Annotated in this window: 20 protein-coding genes and 2 riboswitches; of the genes, 5 read left to right on the top strand and 15 right to left on the bottom strand. The window is 69.5% G+C overall.

From position 1 onward, the window contains the following. The first annotated feature begins 5 nt into the window (after window positions 1-5). Window positions 6-1,406: an MFS transporter gene (locus ABD882_RS17070; protein WP_345188625.1), complete on the top strand. Its 1,401-nt coding sequence runs from the start codon at window positions 6-8 to the stop codon at window positions 1,404-1,406. A 209-nt stretch (window positions 1,407-1,615) separates the two neighbouring features. Further along, complete coding sequence (locus tag ABD882_RS17075) at window positions 1,616-3,022, top strand: DEAD/DEAH box helicase (RefSeq protein WP_345188626.1); 1,407 nt, start codon at window positions 1,616-1,618, stop codon at window positions 3,020-3,022. A 73-nt stretch (window positions 3,023-3,095) separates the two neighbouring features. Here the strand turns inward: ABD882_RS17075 and ABD882_RS17080 are convergent, their stop codons facing one another. The 6 genes from ABD882_RS17080 to ABD882_RS17105 form a co-directional block, all read right to left on the bottom strand. Next, window positions 3,096-4,391 (bottom strand): citrate synthase, encoded by a 1,296-nt coding sequence (locus tag ABD882_RS17080; RefSeq protein ID WP_345188628.1) that lies wholly within the window; start codon window positions 4,389-4,391, stop codon window positions 3,096-3,098. Between the two features lie 160 nt (window positions 4,392-4,551). Further along, a complete protein-coding gene (gene dapC / locus ABD882_RS17085; protein ID WP_345188629.1) occupies window positions 4,552-5,664 on the bottom strand; it encodes a succinyldiaminopimelate transaminase in 1,113 nt (370 codons plus the stop codon). Then, complete coding sequence (gene fdxA / locus ABD882_RS17090; protein ID WP_345188630.1) at window positions 5,664-5,984, bottom strand: ferredoxin; 321 nt, start codon at window positions 5,982-5,984, stop codon at window positions 5,664-5,666. The genes dapC and fdxA overlap by 1 nt, the downstream gene beginning before the upstream one ends. 9 nt (window positions 5,985-5,993) lie before the next feature. Next, window positions 5,994-6,479, bottom strand: a complete 486-nt coding sequence (locus ABD882_RS17095; RefSeq protein ID WP_345188631.1) for a histidinol dehydrogenase — start codon at window positions 6,477-6,479, stop codon at window positions 5,994-5,996. A 9-nt stretch (window positions 6,480-6,488) separates the two neighbouring features. Further along, window positions 6,489-6,803 carry an AzlD domain-containing protein gene (locus ABD882_RS17100; protein ID WP_345188632.1) on the bottom strand — a complete coding sequence of 105 codons (315 nt, stop codon included), beginning with the start codon at window positions 6,801-6,803 and terminating at the stop codon, window positions 6,489-6,491. Further along, window positions 6,800-7,552: an AzlC family ABC transporter permease gene (locus ABD882_RS17105; RefSeq protein ID WP_345188633.1), complete on the bottom strand. Its 753-nt coding sequence runs from the start codon at window positions 7,550-7,552 to the stop codon at window positions 6,800-6,802. Before ABD882_RS17105 ends, ABD882_RS17100 begins: the two co-directional genes overlap by 4 nt. A 66-nt stretch (window positions 7,553-7,618) precedes the next feature. On the opposite strand from ABD882_RS17105, the gene ABD882_RS17110 reads away from it, so the two are divergent. After that, on the top strand, window positions 7,619-8,167 hold the full coding sequence (locus ABD882_RS17110) for a helix-turn-helix domain-containing protein (protein WP_345188634.1): 549 nt from the start codon (window positions 7,619-7,621) through the stop codon (window positions 8,165-8,167). Window positions 8,168-8,203: 36 nt separating this feature from the next. Here the strand turns inward: ABD882_RS17110 and typA are convergent, their stop codons facing one another. After that, on the bottom strand, window positions 8,204-10,114 hold the full coding sequence (gene typA, locus ABD882_RS17115; RefSeq protein WP_345188636.1) for a translational GTPase TypA: 1,911 nt from the start codon (window positions 10,112-10,114) through the stop codon (window positions 8,204-8,206). 116 nt (window positions 10,115-10,230) lie between these two features. Between typA and ABD882_RS17120 the strand changes: the two genes are divergently transcribed. Continuing rightward, the gene (locus ABD882_RS17120) at window positions 10,231-11,028 is read left to right on the top strand and encodes a CPBP family intramembrane glutamic endopeptidase (protein ID WP_345188637.1); all 798 of its coding nucleotides are present in this window, start codon (window positions 10,231-10,233) and stop codon (window positions 11,026-11,028) included. A 261-nt stretch (window positions 11,029-11,289) separates the two neighbouring features. Further along, complete coding sequence (locus ABD882_RS17125) at window positions 11,290-11,802, top strand: hypothetical protein (RefSeq protein ID WP_345188638.1); 513 nt, start codon at window positions 11,290-11,292, stop codon at window positions 11,800-11,802. A gap of 573 nt (window positions 11,803-12,375) precedes the next feature. On the opposite strand, the gene ABD882_RS17130 is transcribed toward ABD882_RS17125, so the two are convergent. From ABD882_RS17130 to gcvT, 8 genes are all read right to left on the bottom strand, one after another. Then, window positions 12,376-12,945 carry a PH domain-containing protein gene (locus ABD882_RS17130; RefSeq protein WP_345188639.1) on the bottom strand — a complete coding sequence of 190 codons (570 nt, stop codon included), beginning with the start codon at window positions 12,943-12,945 and terminating at the stop codon, window positions 12,376-12,378. Beyond that, window positions 12,942-14,615, bottom strand: coding sequence for a dipeptide ABC transporter ATP-binding protein (locus tag ABD882_RS17135; protein WP_345188640.1), 1,674 nt, complete (start codon window positions 14,613-14,615; stop codon window positions 12,942-12,944). The genes ABD882_RS17130 and ABD882_RS17135 overlap by 4 nt, the downstream gene beginning before the upstream one ends. Continuing rightward, window positions 14,612-15,556 (bottom strand): ABC transporter permease, encoded by a 945-nt coding sequence (locus ABD882_RS17140; protein ID WP_345188641.1) that lies wholly within the window; start codon window positions 15,554-15,556, stop codon window positions 14,612-14,614. Before ABD882_RS17140 ends, ABD882_RS17135 begins: the two co-directional genes overlap by 4 nt. Beyond that, window positions 15,546-16,475: an ABC transporter permease gene (locus ABD882_RS17145; protein ID WP_345188643.1), complete on the bottom strand. Its 930-nt coding sequence runs from the start codon at window positions 16,473-16,475 to the stop codon at window positions 15,546-15,548. Before ABD882_RS17145 ends, ABD882_RS17140 begins: the two co-directional genes overlap by 11 nt. A 170-nt stretch (window positions 16,476-16,645) precedes the next feature. Further along, the gene (locus ABD882_RS17150) at window positions 16,646-18,271 is read right to left on the bottom strand and encodes a peptide ABC transporter substrate-binding protein (protein ID WP_345188644.1); all 1,626 of its coding nucleotides are present in this window, start codon (window positions 18,269-18,271) and stop codon (window positions 16,646-16,648) included. 193 nt (window positions 18,272-18,464) lie between these two features. Beyond that, window positions 18,465-21,278 carry an aminomethyl-transferring glycine dehydrogenase gene (gene gcvP, locus ABD882_RS17155; protein WP_425563391.1) on the bottom strand — a complete coding sequence of 938 codons (2,814 nt, stop codon included), beginning with the start codon at window positions 21,276-21,278 and terminating at the stop codon, window positions 18,465-18,467. A 56-nt stretch (window positions 21,279-21,334) separates the two neighbouring features. Next, window positions 21,335-21,712 carry a glycine cleavage system protein GcvH gene (gene gcvH / locus ABD882_RS17160; protein WP_345188645.1) on the bottom strand — a complete coding sequence of 126 codons (378 nt, stop codon included), beginning with the start codon at window positions 21,710-21,712 and terminating at the stop codon, window positions 21,335-21,337. Further along, complete coding sequence (gene gcvT, locus ABD882_RS17165; RefSeq protein ID WP_345188646.1) at window positions 21,709-22,830, bottom strand: glycine cleavage system aminomethyltransferase GcvT; 1,122 nt, start codon at window positions 22,828-22,830, stop codon at window positions 21,709-21,711. Before gcvT ends, gcvH begins: the two co-directional genes overlap by 4 nt. Before the next feature lie 54 nt (window positions 22,831-22,884). Continuing rightward, a riboswitch (glycine riboswitch) is annotated at window positions 22,885-22,998 on the bottom strand. A 1-nt stretch (window position 22,999) separates the two neighbouring features. Further along, a riboswitch (glycine riboswitch) is annotated at window positions 23,000-23,093 on the bottom strand. Window positions 23,094-23,227: the final 134 nt, after the last annotated feature.

The raw sequence follows: 23,227 nt of genomic DNA on the forward strand, positions 1-23,227 counted from the left end.
AACTCATGTCCCGCTCATCCACCTCGATCCTGGTCGCCATCGCCGTGGCGGTCTCGTCCATCGCGCTGCTGCAGAACCTCGTCATCCCCCTCGTCCCCCTCGTGCAGGCGGAGTTCGGCGTCACCGCCGATGCCGCCAGCTGGACGATGACCGCCTGGCTCATCGCCGCCGCGGTCGCCACCCCCACGCTGGGCCGCATCGGCGACCTGCGCGGGCGGCGCACCACCTTCCTCATCACGCTCGGGGTCACGGCTCTCGGCGACGTGCTCGCCGCCGTGGCGCCTTCTCTCACCATGCTGATCGTCGCCCGCGTGCTGCAGGGCATCGGCGGGGCGCTGTTCCCCCTGGCCTACGGGCTGCTCCGCGACGCCCTCCCGCGCGAGCGGGTCACGGGCGCGATCGGCGTCGTCAGCGCCGTGATCGGCATCGGCGGCGCCGCGGGCACGGTGCTGGCGGGGCCCATCGCCGACCTCGTCGGCTGGCGGGGCACCTTCGCGATCCCGTTCCTCGTCGCCATGATCGGCGCCTTCCTCACCGTCGCGGTGGTGCGCGACAGCGGCACCCGTGCCCACGGCCGGGTGAACACGCGCTCCTCCCTGCTCCTGTCGGCGTGGCTGGTCGCCCTGCTCGTGCCGCTCAGCGCCGGCGCCCGCTGGGGCTGGACGGCGCCGGCGACACTGGCCTTCTTCGGCGTCGCCGTGCTCGCGTTCACCGCGTGGATCCTGTCCGAGCTGCGCTCCGCCGAGCCGCTGGTCGACCTGCGCCTCATGACGTCGCCGGCGATCTGGCCCGCGAACGCCGCGTCGCTGCTGATCGGCGCGGGAGTGTTCGCGTTCTGGGGCTACCTGCCGCAGTTCCTCGAACTCTCCCCGTCCGCGGGCGGCACCGGGCTCTCGGTCCGCGACGCCGGGCTGGTGCTCGTGCCGATGCTGATCGGCATGAGCGGGATCGGCTTCGCCGCCGGCGCCCTGAGCAGGATCGTGTCGCTGCGGACCATGCTCGCCACCGGGTCGGTGCTGATGGGCGTCTCGGCCGCGTCCGCAGCGCTCGCCCACACGGCGCCGTGGCAGCTCGCGATCGCCGGGGCCGGGTTCGGCATCGGCTGCGGCCTCGCCTATGCGGCCTCCGCGAGCATCGTCGTGCAGGGCGTCCCGGCCGCGGTGACCGGCGTCGCGACCGGCGTGAACGCGAACCTCCGCACGATCGGCTCCGCGATCGGATCCGCCGCGACCGGAGCGATCGTGTTCGGCGCCGCCCCGCACGGGTCCGCCCCCGGGTTCGCCAAGGCCTGGGGACTGGTCGCCGTGTGCACGCTCGTGGCGGGGGCGATCGTCTGGGCCGTCCGCACCCGCCCCTCCGACGGCACCGCCACGACGACGCTCCCCGAGCTCGTCGACGCGGTCTGAGCGCCGCGCCCAGGGATCCGCGCTAGGATGGTGAGGTTGTCGGATCATCCGGCTTCTCGTCGCCATCCTGGATCCCTGGGCGCGGAGCACTTCCGAGTCGCTCCCCCTCGCGATCTGGTTCTGTGAGCGGCGACCTCTTGCGTCGTTGCAACACAGACTTTCACCGCGACGCCCCTACCCGCGGCCGTTCCCCGGCCCAGGAGACACCCATGACTTCCTTCCTCGATCTCGGCGTGCCCGCCCCGCTGGCCGCCGTCCTCGCCGCCGACGGCAAGACCGAAGCGTTCGCCATCCAGCGCGATACGCTCCCCGACGCCCTCGCCGGCCGCGACCTGCTCGGCCGCGGCCGCACCGGCAGCGGCAAGACCATCGCCTTCGCCCTGCCCCTGGTCGCCCGCCTCACGGGCTTCAAGGCACGCCCGCAGTACCCGCGCGGCCTCGTGCTGGCACCGACGCGTGAACTCGCGTCGCAGATCGCCGCGACCATCACCCCGCTCGCCCAGGCCGCGAATCTGCGCGTCGCCACCGTCTTCGGCGGGGTCAGCCAGCGCCCGCAGGAGGACGCGATGCGTCGCGGTGTGGACATCCTCGTGGCCTGCCCCGGCCGCCTCGAGGACCTCATGAAGCAGGGCATCGTGCGTCTCGGCGACGTGCGGGTCACCGTGCTCGACGAGGCCGACCACATGGCCGATCTCGGCTTCCTGCCCGGTGTCACCCGGATCCTCACCGCGACACCGTCCGAGGGCCAGCGCCTGCTGTTCAGCGCGACCCTGGACAACGGGATCGACGTGCTCGCGCGCCGCTTCCTGTCCCGCCCCGTCAAGCACGAGGTCGACGAGGAGAGCGTTCCGGTGGGTGAGATGACCCACCGGGTGCTCGAGGTCGCCGACGCCGACGCGAAGAAGGATCTCGTGCAGACCCTCGCCTCGGGCGCCGGCCGACGGATCCTGTTCACCCGCACCAAGCACCAGGCGAAGAAGCTCGCCAAGACGCTGACCGCCGCGGGCATCCCGTCCGTGGACCTGCACGGCAACCTCGCCCAGGGCGCGCGCGAGCGCAACCTCGCCGCGTTCTCCGCCGACCCGGCCGACGGCGGGGTGCGGGTGCTCGTCGCGACCGACGTCGCGGCACGTGGCGTGCACGTGGACGACGTCGACCTCGTCGTGCACGTCGACCCGCCCGCCGAGCACAAGGCGTACCTGCACCGCTCCGGCCGCACGGCCCGTGCGGGCGCCGCCGGCACGGTCGTCACCGTGCTGACCCCCGAGCAGCGCCGCGACGTGAAGGATCTGCTCCGCAAGGCGAAGATCAGCGCCGACATCGAGCAGGTGACGCCCACCTCGCCGACCGTCACTGCCCTGGTCGGCGAGACCGCGGCCTACGTCAAGCCGGTCCTGAAGCCCGTGCAGCAGCAGCCGCAGCGCCAGACGCCCAGGAAGCCGGCCGCTCAGGGCCAGGGTCGTCAGAGCCAGGCTCGTCAGGGCCAGGCCCGTCAGGGCCAGTCCCACCAGGGCCAGGCCCGTGCCGCCCAGCATCCGGCCACGGCCGGCGAGGCGCCCGCGCGTCGTCGCCGCCGCCGGTCCTCGCGCCCGCAGGGCACGGCGGCCGGACGCTGACCCGCTGAACGCACAGAAGAGGGGGGATCCGATCCGGATCCCCCCTCTTCGCGTCTGCGTGCGTCTGCGGCGCTCAGCCGCGGCGGAAGTCGCGCTCGGCAGCGCCCGTGTACAGCTGCTGCGGGCGGCCGATCTTGGTCTGCGGGTCGAGGTTCAGCTCGCGCCACTGCGCCAGCCAGCCGGGCAGCCGGCCGATCGCGAAAAGCACCGTGAACATCCGCGTCGGGAAGCCCATCGCCTTGTAGATGACGCCGGTGTAGAAGTCGACGTTCGGGTAGAGCCGGCGCTCCTGGAAGTAGTCGTCGGCGAGCGCGATCTCCTCGAGCTCCTTCGCGAGGTCGAGGAGCGGATCCGTCACCCCGAGCTCGGAGAGCACCTCGTCCGCCGCGGCCTTGACCAGGGTCGCGCGGGGATCGTAGTTCTTGTAGACGCGGTGCCCGAAGCCCATGAGCTTCACGCCGTCTTCCTTGTTCTTCACCCGCTCGACGAAGCGCTGCACGCTCTGGCCGGAGTCGCGGATCCCCCCGAGCATCGTCAGCACGGCCTCGTTCGCGCCGCCGTGCAGGGGCCCTGAGAGGGCCTGGATGCCGGCGGAGATCGAGGCGAACTGGTTGGCACCGGTGGATCCCACCAGGCGCACCGTCGACGTGGAGGCGTTCTGCTCGTGGTCCTCGTGCAGGATCAGCAGCAGCTCGAGCGCCCGGGACATGACCGGGTTGATCTCGTAGGGCTCGCTGTGCACGCCGAAGTTGAGCTTGAGGAAGTTGTCCACGAAGCTCAGCGAGTTGTCCGGGTAGAGGAAGGCCTGGCCCACGCTCTTCTTGTGCGCGTAGGCGGCGATCACGGGGAGCTTGGCGAGCATGCGCACCATGTTCAGCTCGACGTGCTCGGGGTTGTGCACATCGGTCTCGCCCTCGTAGTACGTCGAGAGCGCCGCGACCGCGCTGGACAGCACCGACATCGGGTGCGCCGTGTGCGGCAGGGCCGAGAAGAAGTGCTTCAGGTCCTCGTGCAGCAGCGTGTGCCGGCGGATCTTCTCGTCGAACTCCGCGAGCTCCGAGGCACTGGGCAGCTCGCCGTAGATGAGCAGCCAGGCGACCTCGAGATACGAGCAGGTGTTCGCGATCTGCTCGATCGGGTACCCCCGGTAGCGCAGGATGCCCTTGTCGCCGTCGATGAACGTGATCTCCGACTTGGTCGACGCCGTGTTCACGAAGCCGTAGTCGAGACCGGTGTGCCCGGTCTGCCTGGTCAGGGTGGAGAAGTCGATGCTGGCGCGTCCGTCGGTCCCTTGCAGGATCGGGAACTCCGCGGTCGTCTCGCCTACTGTCAGCGTCGCCTTCGTAGGCCGCTCGCCCGCTGCGCTCACGCAGACCTCCTCATGCTGAAAGTGTGGGGGATGCACGATCAGGCCGGTGGGCCCGCGATCGCGTCGCTCATACAGCCTAGCCCGCGTGGGAACCTACTGTGACAACAGCCAAGAGTTCCGCGGCAGGCCCTGCGGGAAGCTACGAATTCGCTGCCGAGCGCTACGAAACCGTGCCACGCAGCCGCGCCGCGGCCGCCTCGACGCGCTCCAGCGGCGCGGTCAGCGAGAGCCGCACGTGCTCTGCGGAGAAGTCGCCGTAGAAGGGTCCGGGACCCGCGAGGATCCCGAGATCCGCGAGCGCACCCATCGAATCCCACGCGTCGCGTCCCTGCGTGGCCCAGAGGTACAGCCCCGCCTCCGAGCCGTCGATGCGGAAGCCGGCCTCGATGAGGGCGGGGCGCAGCAGCTCGCGGCGCCGGCGGTAGCGCTCCTTCTGCACGGCGACGTGCTCGTCGTCACGCAGGGCGACCGCCATCGCGTGCTGCACGGGGGCCGGCGGCATGAGGCCGAGGTGCTTGCGCGCCGCCAGGACGTCGCCCACGACGCGGGCGCAGCCGGCCACGAACGCGGCGCGGTAGCCGGCCAGGTTGGACTGCTTGCTCAGCGAGTAGACCGAGAGCAGGCCTGCACGCGTGCCGCCCGTGACCCGCGGATCGAGCACGGAGGGCACCGGCTCGGTCGCCCACCGGCCGTCCCAGCCGAGCTCTGCATAGCACTCGTCGCTGGCGAGGATCGCGCCCAGCTCGCGCGCACGGCGCACGGCCGTGGCGAGCTCGTCGACACTCCAGGTGCGCCCATCCGGGTTGCCGGGGGTGTTGATCCAGATGAGCTTCGTGCCCTCGGGCCACTGCGCCGGGTCGTCCTCGGAGACCACGGTCGCACCGGCGAGAATCGCCCCGACCGCGTAGGTCGGATAGGCGACCCGCGGCTGCACCACGATGTCGCCCGCGCCGAGCCCGAGCAGGGTCGGCAGCAGTGCGACGAGTTCCTTGGAGCCGATCGTGGGAAGCACATTGTCGACACGCAGATCCGGCACCCCGCGCCGGCGCGCGTACCACTCCACGATCGCCTCGCGCAGGGCGGGCGTCCCCACCGTCTGCGGATACGAGTGCGCATCGGTCGCCTCGGCGAGGGCGTGCCGGATGATCTCCGGTGTCGGATCCACCGGGGAGCCGATGGCGAGGTCGACGATTCCGCCAGGATGCGCGGCCGCGCGCTCACGATACGGAGCGACGGCGTCCCACGGGTAGTCGGCGAGGTCGCGGACGCTCACTACTCCCCCTGCGGGGGAAGTGCGGCGATGATCGGGTGGTCGAACGGGTAGACGCCGACCTTGGCGGCCCCGCCGGGGGATCCGATCTCGTCGAAGAACTCCACGTTCGCCTTGTAATAGTCGGCCCATTCCTCGGGCAGGTCGTCTTCGTAGTAGATCGCCTCGACCGGGCACACCGGTTCGCACGCCCCGCAGTCCACGCACTCGTCCGGGTGGATGTACAACGAGCGCTCACCCTCGTAGATGCAGTCCACCGGGCACTCGTCGATGCAGGCACGATCCTTCACATCGACACAGGGAAGAGCGATCACATAGGTCACCGTCCCAGTCTACGACCCGCCGCCCTGCCCCTGGCCCTGCTCCCCCGGTCCCTGAGCCTGTCGAAGGGCCGCCTCCCGCTGCAGCCGGCGGATCCGGGAGAAGTCCGGCCATGCGACCACGAGCAGCACCAGGACCGCCACCGTCCAGGTCCAGACCACGCCGAGCACGTCGTTCGGGACGATCACTGATCCGCCGGGGCCGCTCCCGGAGATGACGACCATGCCGGCCAGCATCCCGAGTCCGGTGATCAGAGCCGCCCAGCGGTCCTGCAGCAGCAGGCGCACGGCGAGCAGCATGCCCCCGCACGCCAGCACTCCGAGCACGATCCCGAGAGCCGCGGACCCCAGCGTGGCCGAGAGCACCGGCGTCTGCGCGATCCAGGGCACCCCGGACAACGACGAGGCGTGCGCGACGGTCGCTGCCAGCCCGAACATCGCCCCCACGACGAGCAGGGCGACCCACGACAGCACTCTGCTCACCCAGGATCCGCGCACGGCTCGAGCTTACGCGGCCCACCCTACGAGCCGCAGGAGAGCGGCGACCGCCGCACCCGCGATCACCACCACGAGGAACGACTGCCGCAGCCACAGCAGGCCCGCGGCGACCAGCACGGCCGGAACCCGGGCGTCCACCACGATGTGCTGTCCCGAGGCGAGCGCCTGCACCGCCACGAGAGCGGCGAGCAGCGCCACCGTGAGCAGATCCGTGATCCGGGCAGGGCGCGGCGCCTCCAGCGCGGAGGCGGGCACGAGGTAGCCGATCCCCTTGAGCGCGAGGCAGCCGATCGCGGCCAGCAGCACGGCGTTCCACAGTGTCATCGCGTCTCCTCCTCCTGCGCCGCGGGGACGCCCTTCGGCGCGAACCAGTCGAACCAGCCCACGGCGATCGCCACCAGCGCCGCGACGAGCACGGGCAGGCCCGGGATGAGCACCGGCGTGAGCGCCGTCGCCACGGCGGCCGCCGCGATCCCGACCGCGATCGCCTGACGTCTGCGGAGCCGGGGCCAGAGCAGCGCGAGGAACGCGGCCGCCGCAGCCGCGTCGAGCCCGTACGTCTTCGGATCCCCCAGCACGTCGCCGAGCAGCGCACCGAGCAGCGTGCTCAGGTTCCAGCCGACGTAGATGCCGATGCCCGTGATCCAGAAGCCGACCCTGCGCGCCCCCGGCGAGCGCTGCGCGAGCGAGACCGCGGTGGACTCATCGATCGTGAAGTGCGCGGCGGCCGCCCGCGTGAGCGCGCGGCGGCCGATCACGGGCGACATGCGGATCCCATAGGCCACGTTGCGCACGCCGAGCAGCAGCGCGGAGGCGATCGCGGCGGGAGCGGCGGCCAGTCCCCCGGCCCCGATCACCCCGGCGAACGCGAACTGCGATCCGCCGGTGAACATCACCAGGCTCAGCACACAGGTCTGCCACACGTCGAAGCCGCTCGCGACGGCCAGCGCCCCGAACGAGATGCCGTACGCGCTGGTCGCGAGCGCGACACCGAGCGCCTCTTTGCGCGCCACGCGGACCTCGGCGGCGGTGTCCTCGCCCTGCGGATCCGTCGTTCGGTTGACTGAACGCATGACTAACATTCTGAACACCCGTGGAACCGTCTGTCAAGATGAACGATCGTTTGGAATACTGGCCGCATGGACGATCTCCGCGCACGCATCTCCCGGTCCCTCCGTCGCGAACGGGAAGCCGCCGGGATCTCGGTGTCGGAGCTGGCCCGCCGCGCCGGGGTCTCGAAGGCCACCGTGTCGCAGCTGGAGAGCGGATCGACCGGCCCGAGCGTCGAGACGCTGTGGGCGATCGCCGACGCCCTGGGTCTGCCGTTCGCGGCCTTCGTCGAAGAGCGCGTGAGCATGCCGACCCTGATCCGTGCGGACGAGTACGCCGGCGTGCCCTCCGCAGCGGCGCCCTACGTCGCCACGCTCATCGCGGCGTGCCCGCCCGGCGCCCGCCGCGACATCTACATCATCCAGGCCGAGCCCGGCGAGCCGCGCCGCTCCGCGCCGCACCACACGGGCACGACCGAGCACGTGGTGCTGATCAGCGGGCGCGCGCTGATCGGCCCGTCCGACGCCGCCTCGGAGCTGCACCCCGGCGACTATCTCTCCTACCCGGGCGACGCCGGGCACGTGTTCGAGGCGCTCGAGCCCGGCACGTCGGCGGTGCTCATCTCAGAGCTGCGCTGACGGCCGGGCTGGGGCGTCGGTGAGGCCTCGTCCGCCTCAGACGTTCGCGTCCTGGCGCTTCAGACGCGCCGTCTCACGGGCGCGGATCGTCTGGTCGAGCGTGACCTTGCGGATCCGTACCATCTCCGGGGTGACCTCGACGCATTCGTCGTCGCGCGCGAACTCGAGGCTCTCCTCGAGCGAGAGGCTGCGCGGCGGGGTCATCGACTCGAAGTTGTCGGCGGTCGACTGACGCATGTTCGTCAGCTTCTTCTCCTTGGTGATGTTCACGTCCATGTCGTCGGAGCGCGAGTTCTCGCCGATGACCATGCCCTCGTAGACCTCCTGCGTGGGCTGCACGAAGAACGACATCCGCTCCTGCAGGGCGATGATCGCGAACGGCGTGACGACGCCCATGCGGTCCGCCACGATGGAGCCGTTCTGGCGCGTCACGATGTGACCGGCCCAGGGCTCATAGCCGTGCGAGATCGCGTTCGCGATGCCGGTGCCGCGCGTGGTCGTGAGGAATTCGGTGCGGAAGCCGATGAGGCCGCGCGACGGCACGATGAACTCCATGCGCACCCAGCCGGTGCCGTGGTTGATCATGTTGTCCATGCGACCCTTGCGGCTCGCGAGCAGCTGCGTGATCGCACCGAGGTACTCCTCGGGAGCGTCGATCGTGAGGTGCTCGAACGGCTCGAAGGTCTTGCCGTCGACCTTCTTCGTGACGACCTGCGGCTTGCCGACGGTGAGTTCGAAGCCCTCACGGCGCATGTTCTCGACGAGGATCGCCAGGGCGAGCTCGCCGCGGCCCTGCACCTCCCAGGCGTCGGGGCGGCCGATCTCCACGACCTTGAGCGAGACGTTTCCGATCAGCTCGCGGTCCAGGCGATCCTTCACCATGCGGGCGGTGAGCTTGTGCCCCTTGACCTTGCCGACCAGCGGCGAGGTGTTGGTGCCGATCGTCATCGAGATCGCCGGGTCGTCGACGTGGATCTGCGGCAGCGGTCGCACGTCCTCGGGGTCGGCGATCGTCTCGCCGATCGTGATGTCCTCGAAGCCGGCGATCGCGACGATGTCGCCGGGGCCGGCCGACTCTGCCGGGTAGCGCTCGAGCGCACGGGTCTTCAGCAGCTCGGTGATGCGCGCGTTGCTGGTGGTGCCGTCCGCACGCACCCAGGCCACGGTCTGGCCCTTCTTCAGCGTGCCGTTGAAGACGCGCAGCAGCGCGAGACGGCCGAGGAACGGGCTGGAGTCGAGGTTGGTGACCCAGGCCTGCAGCGGGGCGTCATCGTCGTAGGCCGGTGCGGGGACGTGCTCGAGGATCGCCTCGAACAGCGGCTCGAGGTCGGCGTTGTCGGGCAGCTCGCCGTTCGCCGGACGGTTGCGCGAGGCGGCGCCGGCGCGACCGGAGGCGTAGACCACAGGCACGTCGAGCAGGGCGTCGACGTCGAGGTCGGGCACATCGTCGACGAGGTCGGACGCGAGGCCCAGCAGCAGATCGTGGGCCTCCTCCTCGACCTCGGCGATGCGGGCGTCGGGGCGATCCGTCTTGTTCACCAGCAGGATCACGGGCAGCTTCGCCTCGAGCGCCTTGCGCAGCACGAAGCGGGTCTGCGGCAGCGGGCCCTCGCTCGCGTCGACGAGCAGCACGACGCCGTCGACCATGGACAGGCCGCGCTCGACCTCGCCGCCGAAGTCGGCGTGACCGGGGGTGTCGATCACGTTGATCGTGACCGGGGTCTCGGTGTGGATGCCGCGGTAGGTGATCGCCGTGTTCTTGGCGAGGATCGTGATGCCCTTCTCACGCTCCAAGTCGTTCGAGTCCATCGCACGCTCTTCCATATGCTCGTGCGAGCCGAAGGATCCGGTCTGGCGGAGCATCGCGTCGACCAGCGTGGTCTTGCCGTGGTCGACGTGCGCGACGATGGCGACGTTGCGGAGATCGGAACGGAGGGCGTGCGCCATGAAAAATCCTAAGCAGAAGGGGGTTGCGCCCGGGATTCCGGACTCTTCAGGATACATGACGGGGCTGAACGAGGCCTGCGCGGCGGATCCTGATCGGATCCCCGTACGCTCGTCGCATGAGGATCACGCTGCCGCTGGACCCGCCGGACGCACCGCCGCGCGGGCGGATCAGGTGGGAGATCGCGATCGTGCTCGCGCTGGGCCTGGGCCAGTCCGCGGTGTACTCGGTGGTGCAGCTGCTCGACCGGCTGACGCTGAGCACGCCGCTCGCCGACCAGACCGCGACGCTGAATCCCGCGCAGTCCAGCCGCGAGCTGTTCGACCTCGTCTACCAGCTGCTGGGCATCGCGTTCTCCATCGTGCCCGTGCTGCTGGTGTGCTTCCTGCTCTGGCGTTCGAGCCGGCCGCGCCTGGGCGCGCTGGGCCTGTACGGCACCCGGATCGGCCGCGACACCGGCTGGGGCCTCGGGCTGGTCCTCGCGATCGGGATCCCCGGCCTGGCGCTGTACATCGTCGGGCGCCTGCTGGGGCTGTTCGTGGCCGTGGATCCGGGAGCGCAGAGCAGCTACTGGTGGACCGTCCCGATCCTGCTGCTGTCGGCGGCTCGGGCCGCGGTGCAGGAGGAGTTCGTGGTGCTGGGATATCTGTTCGCCCGGCTCCGCCAGCTCGGCTGGGGGCCGTGGAGCATCGTGCTGAGCACCTCGGTTCTGCGCGCGAGCTATCACCTCTACCAGGGACCCGGCGCCTTCATCGGGAACCTCGCGATGGGCCTGCTGTTCGGCTTCCTGTTCCTGCGCACCGGCCGGCTGCTGCCGTTCCTCGTCGCGCACTTCCTCATCGACGCCGCCGCCTTCGTCGGCTACCCCTGGGCGGCGTCGCTCTGGCCCGCCCTGTTCGGCCTCCCCGCGCACTGACCCCGGCAACACCCGCGCGGCCCGCTCCGGCCCCTCGAACCCTTCGAGCCCGTCGAGCCCTGGGAACCCGCGAGACTGCATCTGCGCGGTGAGACTGCAGCACGTTGCCGCAGTCTCGCGTCGGACACGCAGTCTCGCCGGTTTGGACAGGGGTGGCGCGATCGTGGTGGTTGAGTCCGCGCGGGTGGCGGCCGTCGCGCGTTGTGCACCGGTTTCGTGCCGAGGCCGATCGAGGGTTGCGGGATTGCCCAGGATGAGCCCATGCCCGTCATGGAACTCACCGCTCTGGCGCCTTCGCCCATACCGCTGATCCGCTCGGCCGCGACGACGAACCCGTCCGGGCTCGTCTCCGCGCATCGGCGGGGAGAGCTCACCCGTGTCATCCCGGGGGTGTACGTCGGCACCGCAGCCTGGCGCACGCTCGCCCCGGGGAAACGGTATCTGGCGAAGGTGCATGCTGTGGCGGCCCGGCATCCCGAACTCATCCTCTGCGGGCCGTCGGCGGCAGCGCTTCTCGGCGTGGTCCTGGCTCGGACCGCGGATCCCATTCACGTGCTGGACGCCCGGGGCACCAGCCGGCTGTCCGGTGCGGTCAGGACCTTCGTCTCGCGTGACGAGCGCGAGATCGAGAGTCAGGACGGGATCCTGTTCACCTCGCGCGCGACACGATCGTCGACGTCGCCCGGGCAAGCACGCCGGGCGTCGGACTCGCCTACGCCGATGCGCTCAGGCGAAAGGCACCGGACGTCACGATCGAACAGCTCCAGGCGGTGAACGAGTCACGCCTCTCGTCCCGGTATCGGCGACGGGCCCGCTGGGTGCTGGATCGCGCGACCGGCATCCCCGAGAGCGTGCTGGAGTCGCTCAGCCTCGCTGTCATGGAGTTCGGCGGTTTCGAACTTCCAGAGCTTCAAGTCGCCTTCCGCACGGAAGGCGAAGAGGATCGTGTCGACTTCTTCTGGCGCGATCGTGACCTGATCGGCGAGGCGGACGGCGCCGTCAAGTACTCCGGCGAACTCGGGGATCCGAGCGACGTGATCCGGGATGAGAAGCGACGCGAAGCGCGGCTGCGCCGGAAGGTGCGCGCCCACCTGCGATGGGGGATGGCCCGAGATCCGAGATCCCGACCTGCTGACGACCATGCTGGCCCGCACCGGCGTTCCGCGTATCGGCAGCCCCGATCCCGCCATGCTCGCGGCTCTCCGTCTCGCCCTGCGTTGACTCACCCTCGAAGCCCGCGAGACTGCAACGATGCCGCGAGACTGCAGCACATTGCTGCAGTCTCGCGGCGCAGTTGCCGTCTCGCGGGTTGGAGGCTGGTCGCGGGTTGGGGGCTGGCCTATGGGATCAGCGGGTGACGGCGATCGCGATCACGGCCCAGACCACGATCACGACCAGGGCGGCCAGCGCCGGCCAGTCCCAGCTGCGGCGGATCGGCGCGTCCGCACCGGTCGGCTGCTCGACCGCGTGCTCCCACCGCGCGCTGACCTCGGTCAGGGTGCGCAGGCTCTCCGGCACCTTCACGCCGTCGCCGCCGCGGCTCATCCGCGGGGACTGGATCCGTCCCGGTCCGCCCCAGCAGGACAGGCGGCGCCCGTCTTCGAGTGCGAAGTCGAGCTGCCAGCGCAGATCCAGCGCCGTGACCCGGCGCCAGCCGAACGACGTGCGGCGCAGCACGTTCTGCACGACCGCGCCCTCCTCATCGACGCGCACCATCGACACCACGCTGATCTCGTAGATCAGCCAGAGCACCAGCAGCACCCACGGCGCGTACAGGAGCATGAGCCCCCAGCTGCCGCGCACCACGGCGTCGCCGAGCAGGAACACCGACAGCACCGCGCACACCACCAGCACGGCGATGCCCGTGGTCGCGCGGTACGTCCGCGCGCCCACGGGCAGCAGTTCGGGAGAACTCACGCGCTATGACCGCCCAGGGGGATCGAGACGCCAGGGATCGCCTGCAGCAGACGATCCGTGTACTCCTGCTGCGGGTTGGCGAAGATCTCATCGACCGTGCCCTGCTCGACCAGCTTGCCCTTCTCCATCACGCAGACCAGGTCGGCCGCGACGCGCACGACAGCCAGGTCGTGGGTGATGAACAGGTACGTGAGGTCGAGCTCGTTCTGCAGCTCCGCGAGAAGCTTCAGGATCTGATCCTGCACCAGCACGTCGAGTGCCGATACCGCCTCGTCGAGGACGACGATGTCGGGCTTGAGCGCCAGCGCACGGGCGATCGCCACGCGCTGCCGCTGACCACCGGACAGCTCGTTCGGATACCGCGTCGCGAGCTCCCGCGGCAGCGAGACCTGATCCAGTAGCTCCAGCACGCGCGCGTGCCGTGAGGCCTGATCGCCGACGCTGTGGATGTCGAGCGGCTCCGAGATCGTGTTGCCGATGTTGCGCAGCGGATCCATGGATCCGTACGGGTCCTGGAACACGGGCTGCATGCGCCGGCGGAGGCCGAGCGTCTCGCGCCCGGACAGGGCGGACACGTCGGCGCCGTCGATCTCGATGGTGCCGGCCGTCGGGTTCTCCAGCTTCAGCACCATCTTGGCGACGGTCGACTTGCCCGAGCCGGACTCGCCGACCAGTGCCAGCGTCTTGCCCTTCGGGATGTCGAACGACACCGCGTCGACCGCGCGGAACGGCACGCTGCGGAACTGACCCTGACGAATCTTGTAATCCTTGGTCAGATCGCGCACGCTGATCGCCGGCGGGATGCCCGCGATGTCGTCACTCGTCTCGATGCCCCGACGCTCGGCCACGGCCTGGATGCGCTGGGACGCGATGCTGGGCGCGGCCGCCACGAGCTTCTTCGTATACGGGTGCAGCGGGTTCTCCAGGATCTCCCTGCTCGGACCCGACTCGACGATCTCGCCGTTCTGCATGACGATGATCTTCTCGGCGCGCTCGGCCGCCAGCCCCAGGTCGTGCGTGATGAGGAGCACCGCGGTGCCCTTCTCCTGGGTCAGCTTGGCGAGGTGATCGAGGATCACGCGCTGCACGGTCACGTCGAGCGCCGAAGTGGGCTCGTCCGCGATCAGCAGCTTCGGGTCGGCCGCCAGTCCGATGCCGATCAGCGCGCGCTGCCGCATGCCGCCGGAGAACTGGTGCGGGTACTGATGCAGGCGCTTGGAGGCGTCCGCGAGTCCCGCCTGCTGCAGCACCTCGACGGCGCGGGCCTCGATCTCCTTGCGTCCGGTGGCGAGGCCGTTCGCACGGACCGCCTCCTTCACCTGGAAGCCGATGGACCACACCGGGTTGAGGTTGGACATCGGATCCTGCGGCACGTAGCCGATCTCGCGTCCGCGCAGCCGCTCCATCTGACCGGTGGTCAGCTCGGTCAGCTCCTGACCGTCGAGCGTGATGCTCCCGGCCGTGACATGCCCCGTTCCGGGGAGCAGGTTGATGATCGCCGAGGCGGTCGTGGACTTGCCCGAACCGGACTCCCCCACGATCGCCAGCGTCTCACCCGCGAACAACTCGAGGTTGATGCCGTGCAGCACCTCGCGAGATCCGGACTGGGTGTCGAACGCGACCTTGAGATCGCGGATCCGCAGCAGCGGCGTGTCTGTCGAAGCACTCATCGGCGGGCCCTCGCTCTCGGGTCGAGGGCGTCTCTGACGAGCTCGCCCAGCATGATGAACGCGAGGACGGTGACGGTCAGCGCGATCGACGGGTAGATCAGGGCCATCGGGGCCACGCGCAGAGACTGCTGCGCCTGGCTGATGTCGTTGCCCCAGCTCATCGTGCTGCTGCCGAGACCGACGCCGAGGAACGACAGCGTCGCCTCGGCGACGATCGCGGCGGCGAGGCTCAGCGTGGACACCACGAGCAGCGGCGCCATCGCGTTCGGGATGACGTGCCCCATCAGCGTGCCGAACCGGGACTTGCCCAGGGCCCGCGACGCCATCACGAAGTCGGCCTGCCGCACGCGGAGCACCTCGGCGCGCACCACGCGGGCCGTGGAGGCCCACGCGAATCCGCCGATCGCGACCGCGAGAGTCAGCACGTTGCGGAACTGTGCGAACACGCTCATCACGACGACCGCCGCGAGGATGTACGGGATCGAGAAGAAGATGTCGCCGATCCGGGACAGCAGCGAGTCCAGCCAGCCGCCGTAGAAGCCGGCCAGAGCGCCCATGACCAGACCGATGACCGATCCGATGAGTGTGGCGATCACGCCGACCGAGACGGAGGTGCGCGCACCCCACACGGTCCGCGCGTAGATGTCGCAGCCCTGGAACGTGAACCCGAGCGGATGCCCCGCGGTGGGACCGGAGTTCGAGTTGGAGAGCTGGCAGTTGCTGTTCGGCGGCGTCTGCGTGAACAGCGTCGGCCACACGGCCATCAGCAGCACGAGGAACACGATGACGAGCGAGATCCAGAACATCGGCCGGCGGCGGATGTCGGCCCAGGCGTCCCGCCAGAGGTTCGACGGCTTCTCGCCGACCTTGACGGTGTCGACCGCGATCGTGGTCTCTTTGATAGGGGCGACGTAATGCGTCGCGCTGGTGTCACTGGACATAGCGGATCCTCGGGTCGAGAAGGCCATAGAGCATGTCGACGACCAGGTTGACGAGCACGTAGATGATCACGAAGACCGTCACGAACGAGACGATCGTCGGGCCCTCGTGCTGCAGCGTGGCGTGGAACAGCGTGTTGCCGACGCCGGGGACGTTGAAGATGCCCTCGGTGACCGTCGCGCCGACCAGGAGCACGCCGAAGTTCGTCGCGGAGTTGGTGATGACCGGGATGAGCGAGTTGCGCAGCACATGCACGGGGATCACGCGGCTCCTGGACATGCCCTTGCTGTACGCGGTGCGCACCCAGTCCTGGTTGAGCGTGTCGATGACGGATCCGCGCATCAGCCGCATGCTTGTCGCGTACAGGCTCACACCGAGTGTGATCGCCGGCAGCCACATGCCGCTCCAGTCGTTGTCCGCGCCGACGGTCGGACTGAACCAGTGCAGCTTGACCGCGAGGAAGTACTGCGCCAGGAAGGCGAGCACGAACACGGGCAGCGAGATGAAGATCAGCGAGACGACCAGCATGCTGTTGTCGAAGATCTTGCCCTTGCGCAGCGCAGAGAAGGTTCCGATGATGATGGCGAGCACGAACTCGATGCCGATCGCCATCACTGCGAGACGTCCCGTGACCGGCAGCGTCGCCGCCAGGACGTCGTTCACGGACTGACCGGAGAACGTGGTGCCCATGTCACCGCGGAAGATCCCCGTCAGGTAGAACCAGTACTGCACGATGAACGGCTGATCCAGGTGGTACTGGGCGGTCAGCGCTGCGTGCAGTTGCGGGCTCGGCTGCTTGTCGCCGAAGAGCGCCGCGATGGGGTCGCCGGGCATGGCGAACACCAGAAAGTAGATGAGCAGGGTGGCCCCGATGAAAACCGGGATCACCTGCAAGAGGCGTTTGAGGATGTAACCGATCATTCGCCCTCCCTCCAGATGAGGAGGCGCCTCGGGTGCCGGCACGGTCTGTGCTGGTTTGGCGCCTCACTGAGAATCGTGTCACGTGTTCGACGCGCACGACACTGTTTTCGACAGCGCGCGAGGCGGTGACGTGATCGTCACCGCCTCGCGGGTGTGATCCCTCGGGCCGGTCAGCCCTTGGTGATCTCGTAGTACAGCGGAACCGAGTTCCACCCGAACTGAACGTTGCTGACGCCCTTGGCGAAGCCGCCGTTCACGTTGGAGTACCACAGCGGGATGGACGGCAGGTCCTTGAGCAGCAGCTCCTGGGCCTGGGCGTAGTCCTTCGTGGACGCGGCCGGGTCGGACTCCGAAGCGCCCTTCGCGACCAGCTTGTCGAACTCGGGGTTCGAGTAGTCGGTGTCGTTCGACGACGCCTTGGTCGAGTACAGCGGCTGCAGGAAGTTGTACTGCGCCGGGTAGTCGGCCTGCCAGCCGGTGCGGAACGCGGTCTTGATGGTGCGTGCGTTCACGTCCTTGCGGAGCGAGGCGAAGTCGACGTACGGGTTGCCCGACGCGTCGATGCCGAGGTTGTTCTTCAGCTGGTTCGCCACAGCGTCGACCCAGGCCTGGTGGCCGCCGTCGGAGTTGTACGCGATCTGGAAGGATCCGCTCCACGGCGAGATCTTGTCGGCCTGAGCCCACAGATCCTTCGCCTTCTTGGCGTCGAACTTCAGCACGTCCGCGCCCGTGAGGGAGTCGGACCAGCCCGCGATGACCGGCGAGGTGAAGTCGCTGGCCGGGGTGCGGGTGCTGTTGAAGATCGTCTTCGTGATGGCGGCACGGTCGATCGCCATCGAGATCGCCTGACGGCGCAGCTTGCCCTCGTCACCGGTGAAGTGCGCGAGGTTGTTCGGGAGCGAGAACGACTGGAAGATCGCGGCCGGCTGGTTGACCGCACGGTCGCCCAGGTCGGACTCGAACGTCTGCTGCGCGGACGACGGGATCTGGTCGATCACGTCGACCTTGTTGCTCTGCAGGTCGGCGTACGCGGCGTCCGGCGTCGCGTAGAACACGAACGTCAGTCCGCCGTTCTTCGCCTGACGGCCACCCTTGTAGGTGTCGTTCTTGACCAGGTCGAGCTGGATCTTGTGCTGCCAGGCGCCGGCCTTGGCGAACTTGTACGGGCCGTTGCCGATCGGGTTCTCACCGGCTGCCGCCATGTCCTTGAGGGACGCCGCGGGCAGCGGGTAGTACGCCGAGTAGCCGAGGCGCTGCGAGAAGTCCGCGGCGACGGGGTTGGCCAGCTTGATGTCGAACGTGTAGTCGTCGACCTTCTTCAGGCCGGTCAGCGGGGAGTCGGCCGAGTCGCTGAAGCCCTCGATGTCGCTGAACCAGGACTGGTTGAGCTGCTTGTTCGAGAACAGCGCGCCGTACTGCCAGGCGTTGATGAAGCTGTCGGCCGTGACCTTCTCGCCGTTGGAGAAGGTGTTGCCCTGCTTCAGCTTCACCGTCAGGTCGCTGGCGTCGTCGACCTTGATCGAGTCGGCCATGTCGTTGACGAGCTTGCCCTTGGCGTCGTAGTACGCCAGACCGGCGAACATCGAGTCGAGGATCTTGCCGCCGCCGACCTCATTGGTGTTGGTCGGGATGAGCGGGTTCTCGGGTTCGCTTCCGCTGACCTTGATGATGGCGGTCGAGTTGCCACCCGTGGTGGGGGTGGCGTTTCCGCCGCTCGTACCCGAGCAGCCGGCGAGGGCGAGTGCGCCCATCGCGAGCAGCCCGACGCCCGCAAGGGCGATCTTGTTGCGCTTCACGTGTGTCCTCCTGTGGACAGTCAACTGCAATCTGCATGCTCGTCGTCGAGCATGAAGGGATATTCGAGCGTAACCGCGGTGCGCCCGATCCGGCGAACCGACTGCGTTAACCGTTACTCACTGGTGACCTGAACACGACGCGCCCCGGAGCATGCTCCGGGGCGCGTCGTGGTCTGTCGAACGGGTGCGAACGTCAGGCGAACGCCTCCACGGGCGGGCAGGCGCAGACCAGGTTGCGGTCCCCGTAGGCGTTGTCGATGCGGCGCACCGGCGGCCAGTACTTGCCCGCGATCAGCGCGTGCACCGGGTACGCGGCCTTCTCTCGCGTGTAGGCGTGCTGCCACTCCCCCGCGATCAGCGCGGCCGCGGTGTGCGGCGCGTTCACGAGCGGGTTGTCGTCGGCCGGCCAGACGCCCGTGGCGACCTCGTCGGCCTCGGCGCGGATCTGGATCATCGCCTCGACGAAGCGCTCCAGCTCGCCGAGATCCTCCGACTCCGTCGGCTCCACCATGAGCGTGCCCGCGACCGGGAACGACATGGTCGGGGCGTGGAAGCCGTAGTCGATGAGGCGCTTCGCCACGTCGTCGACGGTGATTCCGGTCGCCTCCTTGAGCGGACGCAGATCGAGGATGCACTCGTGCGCGACCCTGCCCTGCTCGCCGGTGTAGAGCACGGGGTAGTGCGCGCCCAGGCGCGCGGCGACGTAGTTCGCGGCGAGGACCGCGGCGGCCGTCGCGTCGCGCAGGCCGTCGGCGCCGAGCATCCGGACGTACGCCCAGGAGATCGGCAGCACGCCCGCGGATCCGTAGGGCGCCGCCGAGACCGGCCCGCCTTCAAACACGTGACCGCCCGCGTGCGCGGCGCGCTGCGCCTGCGGATGCCCCGGAAGGTACGGCGCGAGATGCGCCTTCGCCGCCACGGGACCCACGCCGGGGCCTCCGCCGCCGTGCGGGATCGCGAACGTCTTGTGCAGGTTGAGGTGCGAGACGTCGCCGCCGAGGTCGCCGAAGCGGGAGTAGCCGAGCAGCGCGTTCAGGTTCGCCCCGTCGATGTACACTTGGCCGCCGACCGCGTGCACGGCCGCCGTGATGTCGAGCACATCGTGCTCGTACACGCCGTGCGTGGACGGGTACGTGATCATCAGCGCCGCGATCTCGTCCGCGTGCTGCGCGATCTTCGCGCGCAGGTCGTCGAGATCGACGTTGCCGAGCTCATCCGTGGCCACGACGACCACCTTCATGCCGGCGAGCACCGCCGAGGCGGCGTTCGTGCCGTGCGCGGAGGATGGGATGAGGCACACCGTGCGGTGGTCATCGCCGTTCGCGAGGTGGTAGCCGCGGATCGCGAGCAGGCCCGCGAGCTCGCCCTGGGATCCTGCGTTCGGCTGCAGGGAGACCGCGTCGTAGCCGGTGACATCGGCCAGCCACGCCTCCAGCTGATCGATGAGCGCGAGCGATCCCTGCACGTCGGCCTCGGGGGCGAACGGGTGCAGCTGCGCGAACTCGGGCCAGCTGACGGCCGCCATCTCCGTCGCCGCGTTGAGCTTCATCGTGCAGGATCCGAGCGGGATCATGCCGCGATCGAGCGCGTAGTCGCGGTCGGCGAGGCTCTTCAGGTACCGCATCATGGCGGTCTCCGAGCGGTGCGCGTGGAACACCGGGTGGGTGAGGTACTCGTCCTGGCGCGCCAGCGCCGCGGGGACGCTCGTCACCGGGATGTACGCGAAGGAACCCTCGCCCGCGCCGAAGACCGTGGCCACCGCGAGGATGTCCTCGTAGGTGGTGGTCTCGTCGGCCGCGATGCTCACGGTGTCGGCGTCCACGCGATGCAGCAGGATACCGGCCGCGTGAGCTGCGGCGACGATCTCCTCGGCCCGGCCCGGGATCTGCACGGTGATGGTGTCGAAGTAGTCGGCGTGCACGACGTGCGCGCCCGCCTTCTCGAGCTGGGTGGCGAGGAAGCGGGCCCGCGATGCGACGCCGGTCGCGATCTCCTTCAGCCCCTCGGGACCGTGGTAGACCGCGTACATCGCCGCCATCACGGCCAGCAGCACCTGCGCGGTGCAGATGTTCGACGTCGCCTTCTCGCGGCGGATGTGCTGCTCGCGGGTCTGCAGCGCGAGGCGGTAGGCCGGGTGGCCGTCCGCATCCTGCGAGACGCCGACGAGACGGCCGGGCAGCTGTCGCTCCAGGCCGCTGCGCACCGCCATGTACCCGGCGTGCGGTCCGCCGAAGCCCATCGGCACGCCGAAGCGCTGCGTGGTGCCCACGGCGACGTCGGCGCCGAGCGATCCCGGCGACGCGATCAGCGTCAGCGCGAGCAGGTCGGCCGCGACGACCGCGAGGCCGCCCGCGAGATGCGTCGCGTCGATGACCGAGGAGGGATCCCAGATCCGTCCCGAGGCACCCGGATACTGCACGAACACGCCGAACAGCGCCTCGGGCAGGATCTCCCCCGCCGCGAAGTCGCGCTCGACCAGCTCGATCCCGACCGCGCCTGCACGCGTGGCGAGCAGCGCCTTGGTCTGCGGCAGGGCGTCGGCGTCGACCACGAACACGGGCGACGCCGACTTCGAGCCGCGGCGCGCGAGCAGCATGCCCTCGGCGACCGCGGAGGACTCGTCGAGCATCGAGGCGTTGGCCGTGTCGAGACCGGTGAGGTCGGAGACCATGGTCTGGAAGTTGATCAGCGCCTCGAGCCGGCCCTGCGAGATCTCGGGCTGGTAGGGCGTGTACGCCGTGTACCAGGACGGGTTCTCCAAGACGTTGCGCTGGATCACGCTGGGCGTGATCGTGCCGTAGTAGCCGAGGCCGATCATGGGGCGGTTCACCGTGTTGCGGGAGGCGAGGGCGCGCAGCTCGGCGAGCGCCTCCGCCTCGCTCGCGGCTGCAGGGAGGGCGCTGACCCGGTCGGACGCGACGCGAATCGAGGCGGGGACGGCCTCGCGCATCAGGGCGTCGACCGGACGCTCGTCGGCGCCGTGGGAGATGCCGATCGCGTCGAGCATCGCCCGCTGGGCGGCCGCGGTCGTGCCGATGTGGCGGTCGAGGAACGCGGTCACGCTCAGCCCTCCGTGAGTGCGACGTACGCGTCGCGGTCGAGGAGGCCGTCCACGGCGCCCTCCGCGATCGAGATCTTGATCAGCCAGCCGCCCTCGAACGGCGCCGAGTTGACCAGCGACGGGTCATCGACCACCGCGTCGTTGATCTCGACGACGGTGCCGTCGACCGGGGCGTAGAGCTCGGAGACCGACTTGGTCGACTCGGCCTCTCCGAAGACGTCGCCGCGGCTGAACGACGTGCCGACGGCGGGCAGCTCGACGAAGACGATGTCGCCGAGGGCATCGGCGGCGAAGTCGGTGATGCCGATGCTCGCGGTGTCGCCGTCCACGGCGACCCACTCGTGCTCTTCGCTGTAGTGCAGGGTGTTCAGATCGGTCATTTCTTCCTCCGGTAGAAAGGCAGGGCGGTGACGGTGGCGGGGATCTTGGTGCCGCGCACGTCGAGGAACAGGGGGGTCTCGCCGTCGGAGACGGCCGGGGCGACGAAGGCCATCGCGATCGGGTGGCCGAGCGTCGGGCTGAGCGCGCCGCTCGTGATCTCGCCGACCACGGCGCCGTCCTCGGTCTGGACGGCATAGCCGGCGCGTCCGGCGCGGCGGCCCTCGGCGACGAGGCCGACGAGGACGGGCGCGTCTTCCGCGGGCGTCACGCCGCCCTTGCCGACGAAGCTCTCCTTGTCGGCGACGACGACCCGGCCGAGGCCGGCCTGGGCGGGCTTGGTCTCGCGGTTCAGCTCGTGGCCGTACAACGGCATGCCCGCCTCCAGGCGCAGCGTGTCGCGTGCGGCGAGCCCGGCCGGGACGAGCCCGTGGTCGGCTCCCGCGGCGACGACCGCATCCCAGAGCACCGGGGCGTCTTCGGCGGGGACGAGCAGTTCGAAGCCGTCCTCCCCGGTGTAGCCGGTGCGCGCGAGCAGCAGGGGCTTGCCGTTGTAGGTCGCCGAGGCCCAGGCGTAGTACTTCTGCTCGGCCCAGGGAACGCTGACGGCGTCGATGCCGGCGGTCTCGGCGAGGATGACCTCGGCGTTCGGGCCCTGCACGGCGATGAGGGCGTAGGCGTCGGAGACGTCCTCGACGGTGACGTCGCGGCCCGTCGTGCGTGCCTGCAGCGCCTCGCTCACGGCGTCGCGATTGCCCGCGTTGCTGATGATGAGGAAATCGTCATCACCCAGGCGGTACACGATCACGTCGTCGATGATGCCGCCGTCCTCGGCGAGCAGCAGCGAGTACTTCGCCTTGCCGAGGGCGAGAGCGGAGAGGCGTCCGGCGAGCGCGTAGTCGAGATACTCCGCCGCACCGACGCCGACGACGGTGAACTCCGCCATGTGCGAGATGTCGAAGATGCCCGCGGATGCGCGCACCGCGTGGTGCTCGGCGAGGTCGGACGTGTACCGGACCGGCATCTGCCAGCCGCCGAAATCGGTGAAGGATGCCCCGAGCGCCTCATGGCGCTCTCGGAGCGGGGTGTAGCGGGCGGGTGCAGATGGGTCCTGGGTCATGGAGCTCTCCCGTGCGGATCGGTGAGGATCCGTGCGGCGCGCGGATCCGAGAACTCCCCCTCTGTCATGGGCCTGAGAGCTTCGCCCGCGCGGCGAGGTCTCGCTGCGGGGGCTTTCACCGTCGGCGGATCTCGAGCGAGATTCGCTCGAGATCGCTTTTCAGAGCGGCCGGATCTGCGCGGTGCGGATACCTGAGAGATTGGCGGGGAGGCTTGCTCCTTCGGTGTCCGGCTGTCTTCACCGGACTCTCCCGCGCGGACCATGCGGCCACGTGTTCAGTTTTTCTGCGCCCATCCTACCGTGATGCGCCTGCGCGACGGCAGCTCTTGTGTGACGTCATCGACTGGCCTTCTGGTCACGATGACTCTAAGATCGTTTTTCGGAGGTTAAAGTCATC

Origin of the sequence: Microbacterium panaciterrae, from assembly GCF_039541635.1 — a bacterium.
GTDB classification, from domain to species: Bacteria; Actinomycetota; Actinomycetes; order Actinomycetales; family Microbacteriaceae; genus Microbacterium; species Microbacterium panaciterrae.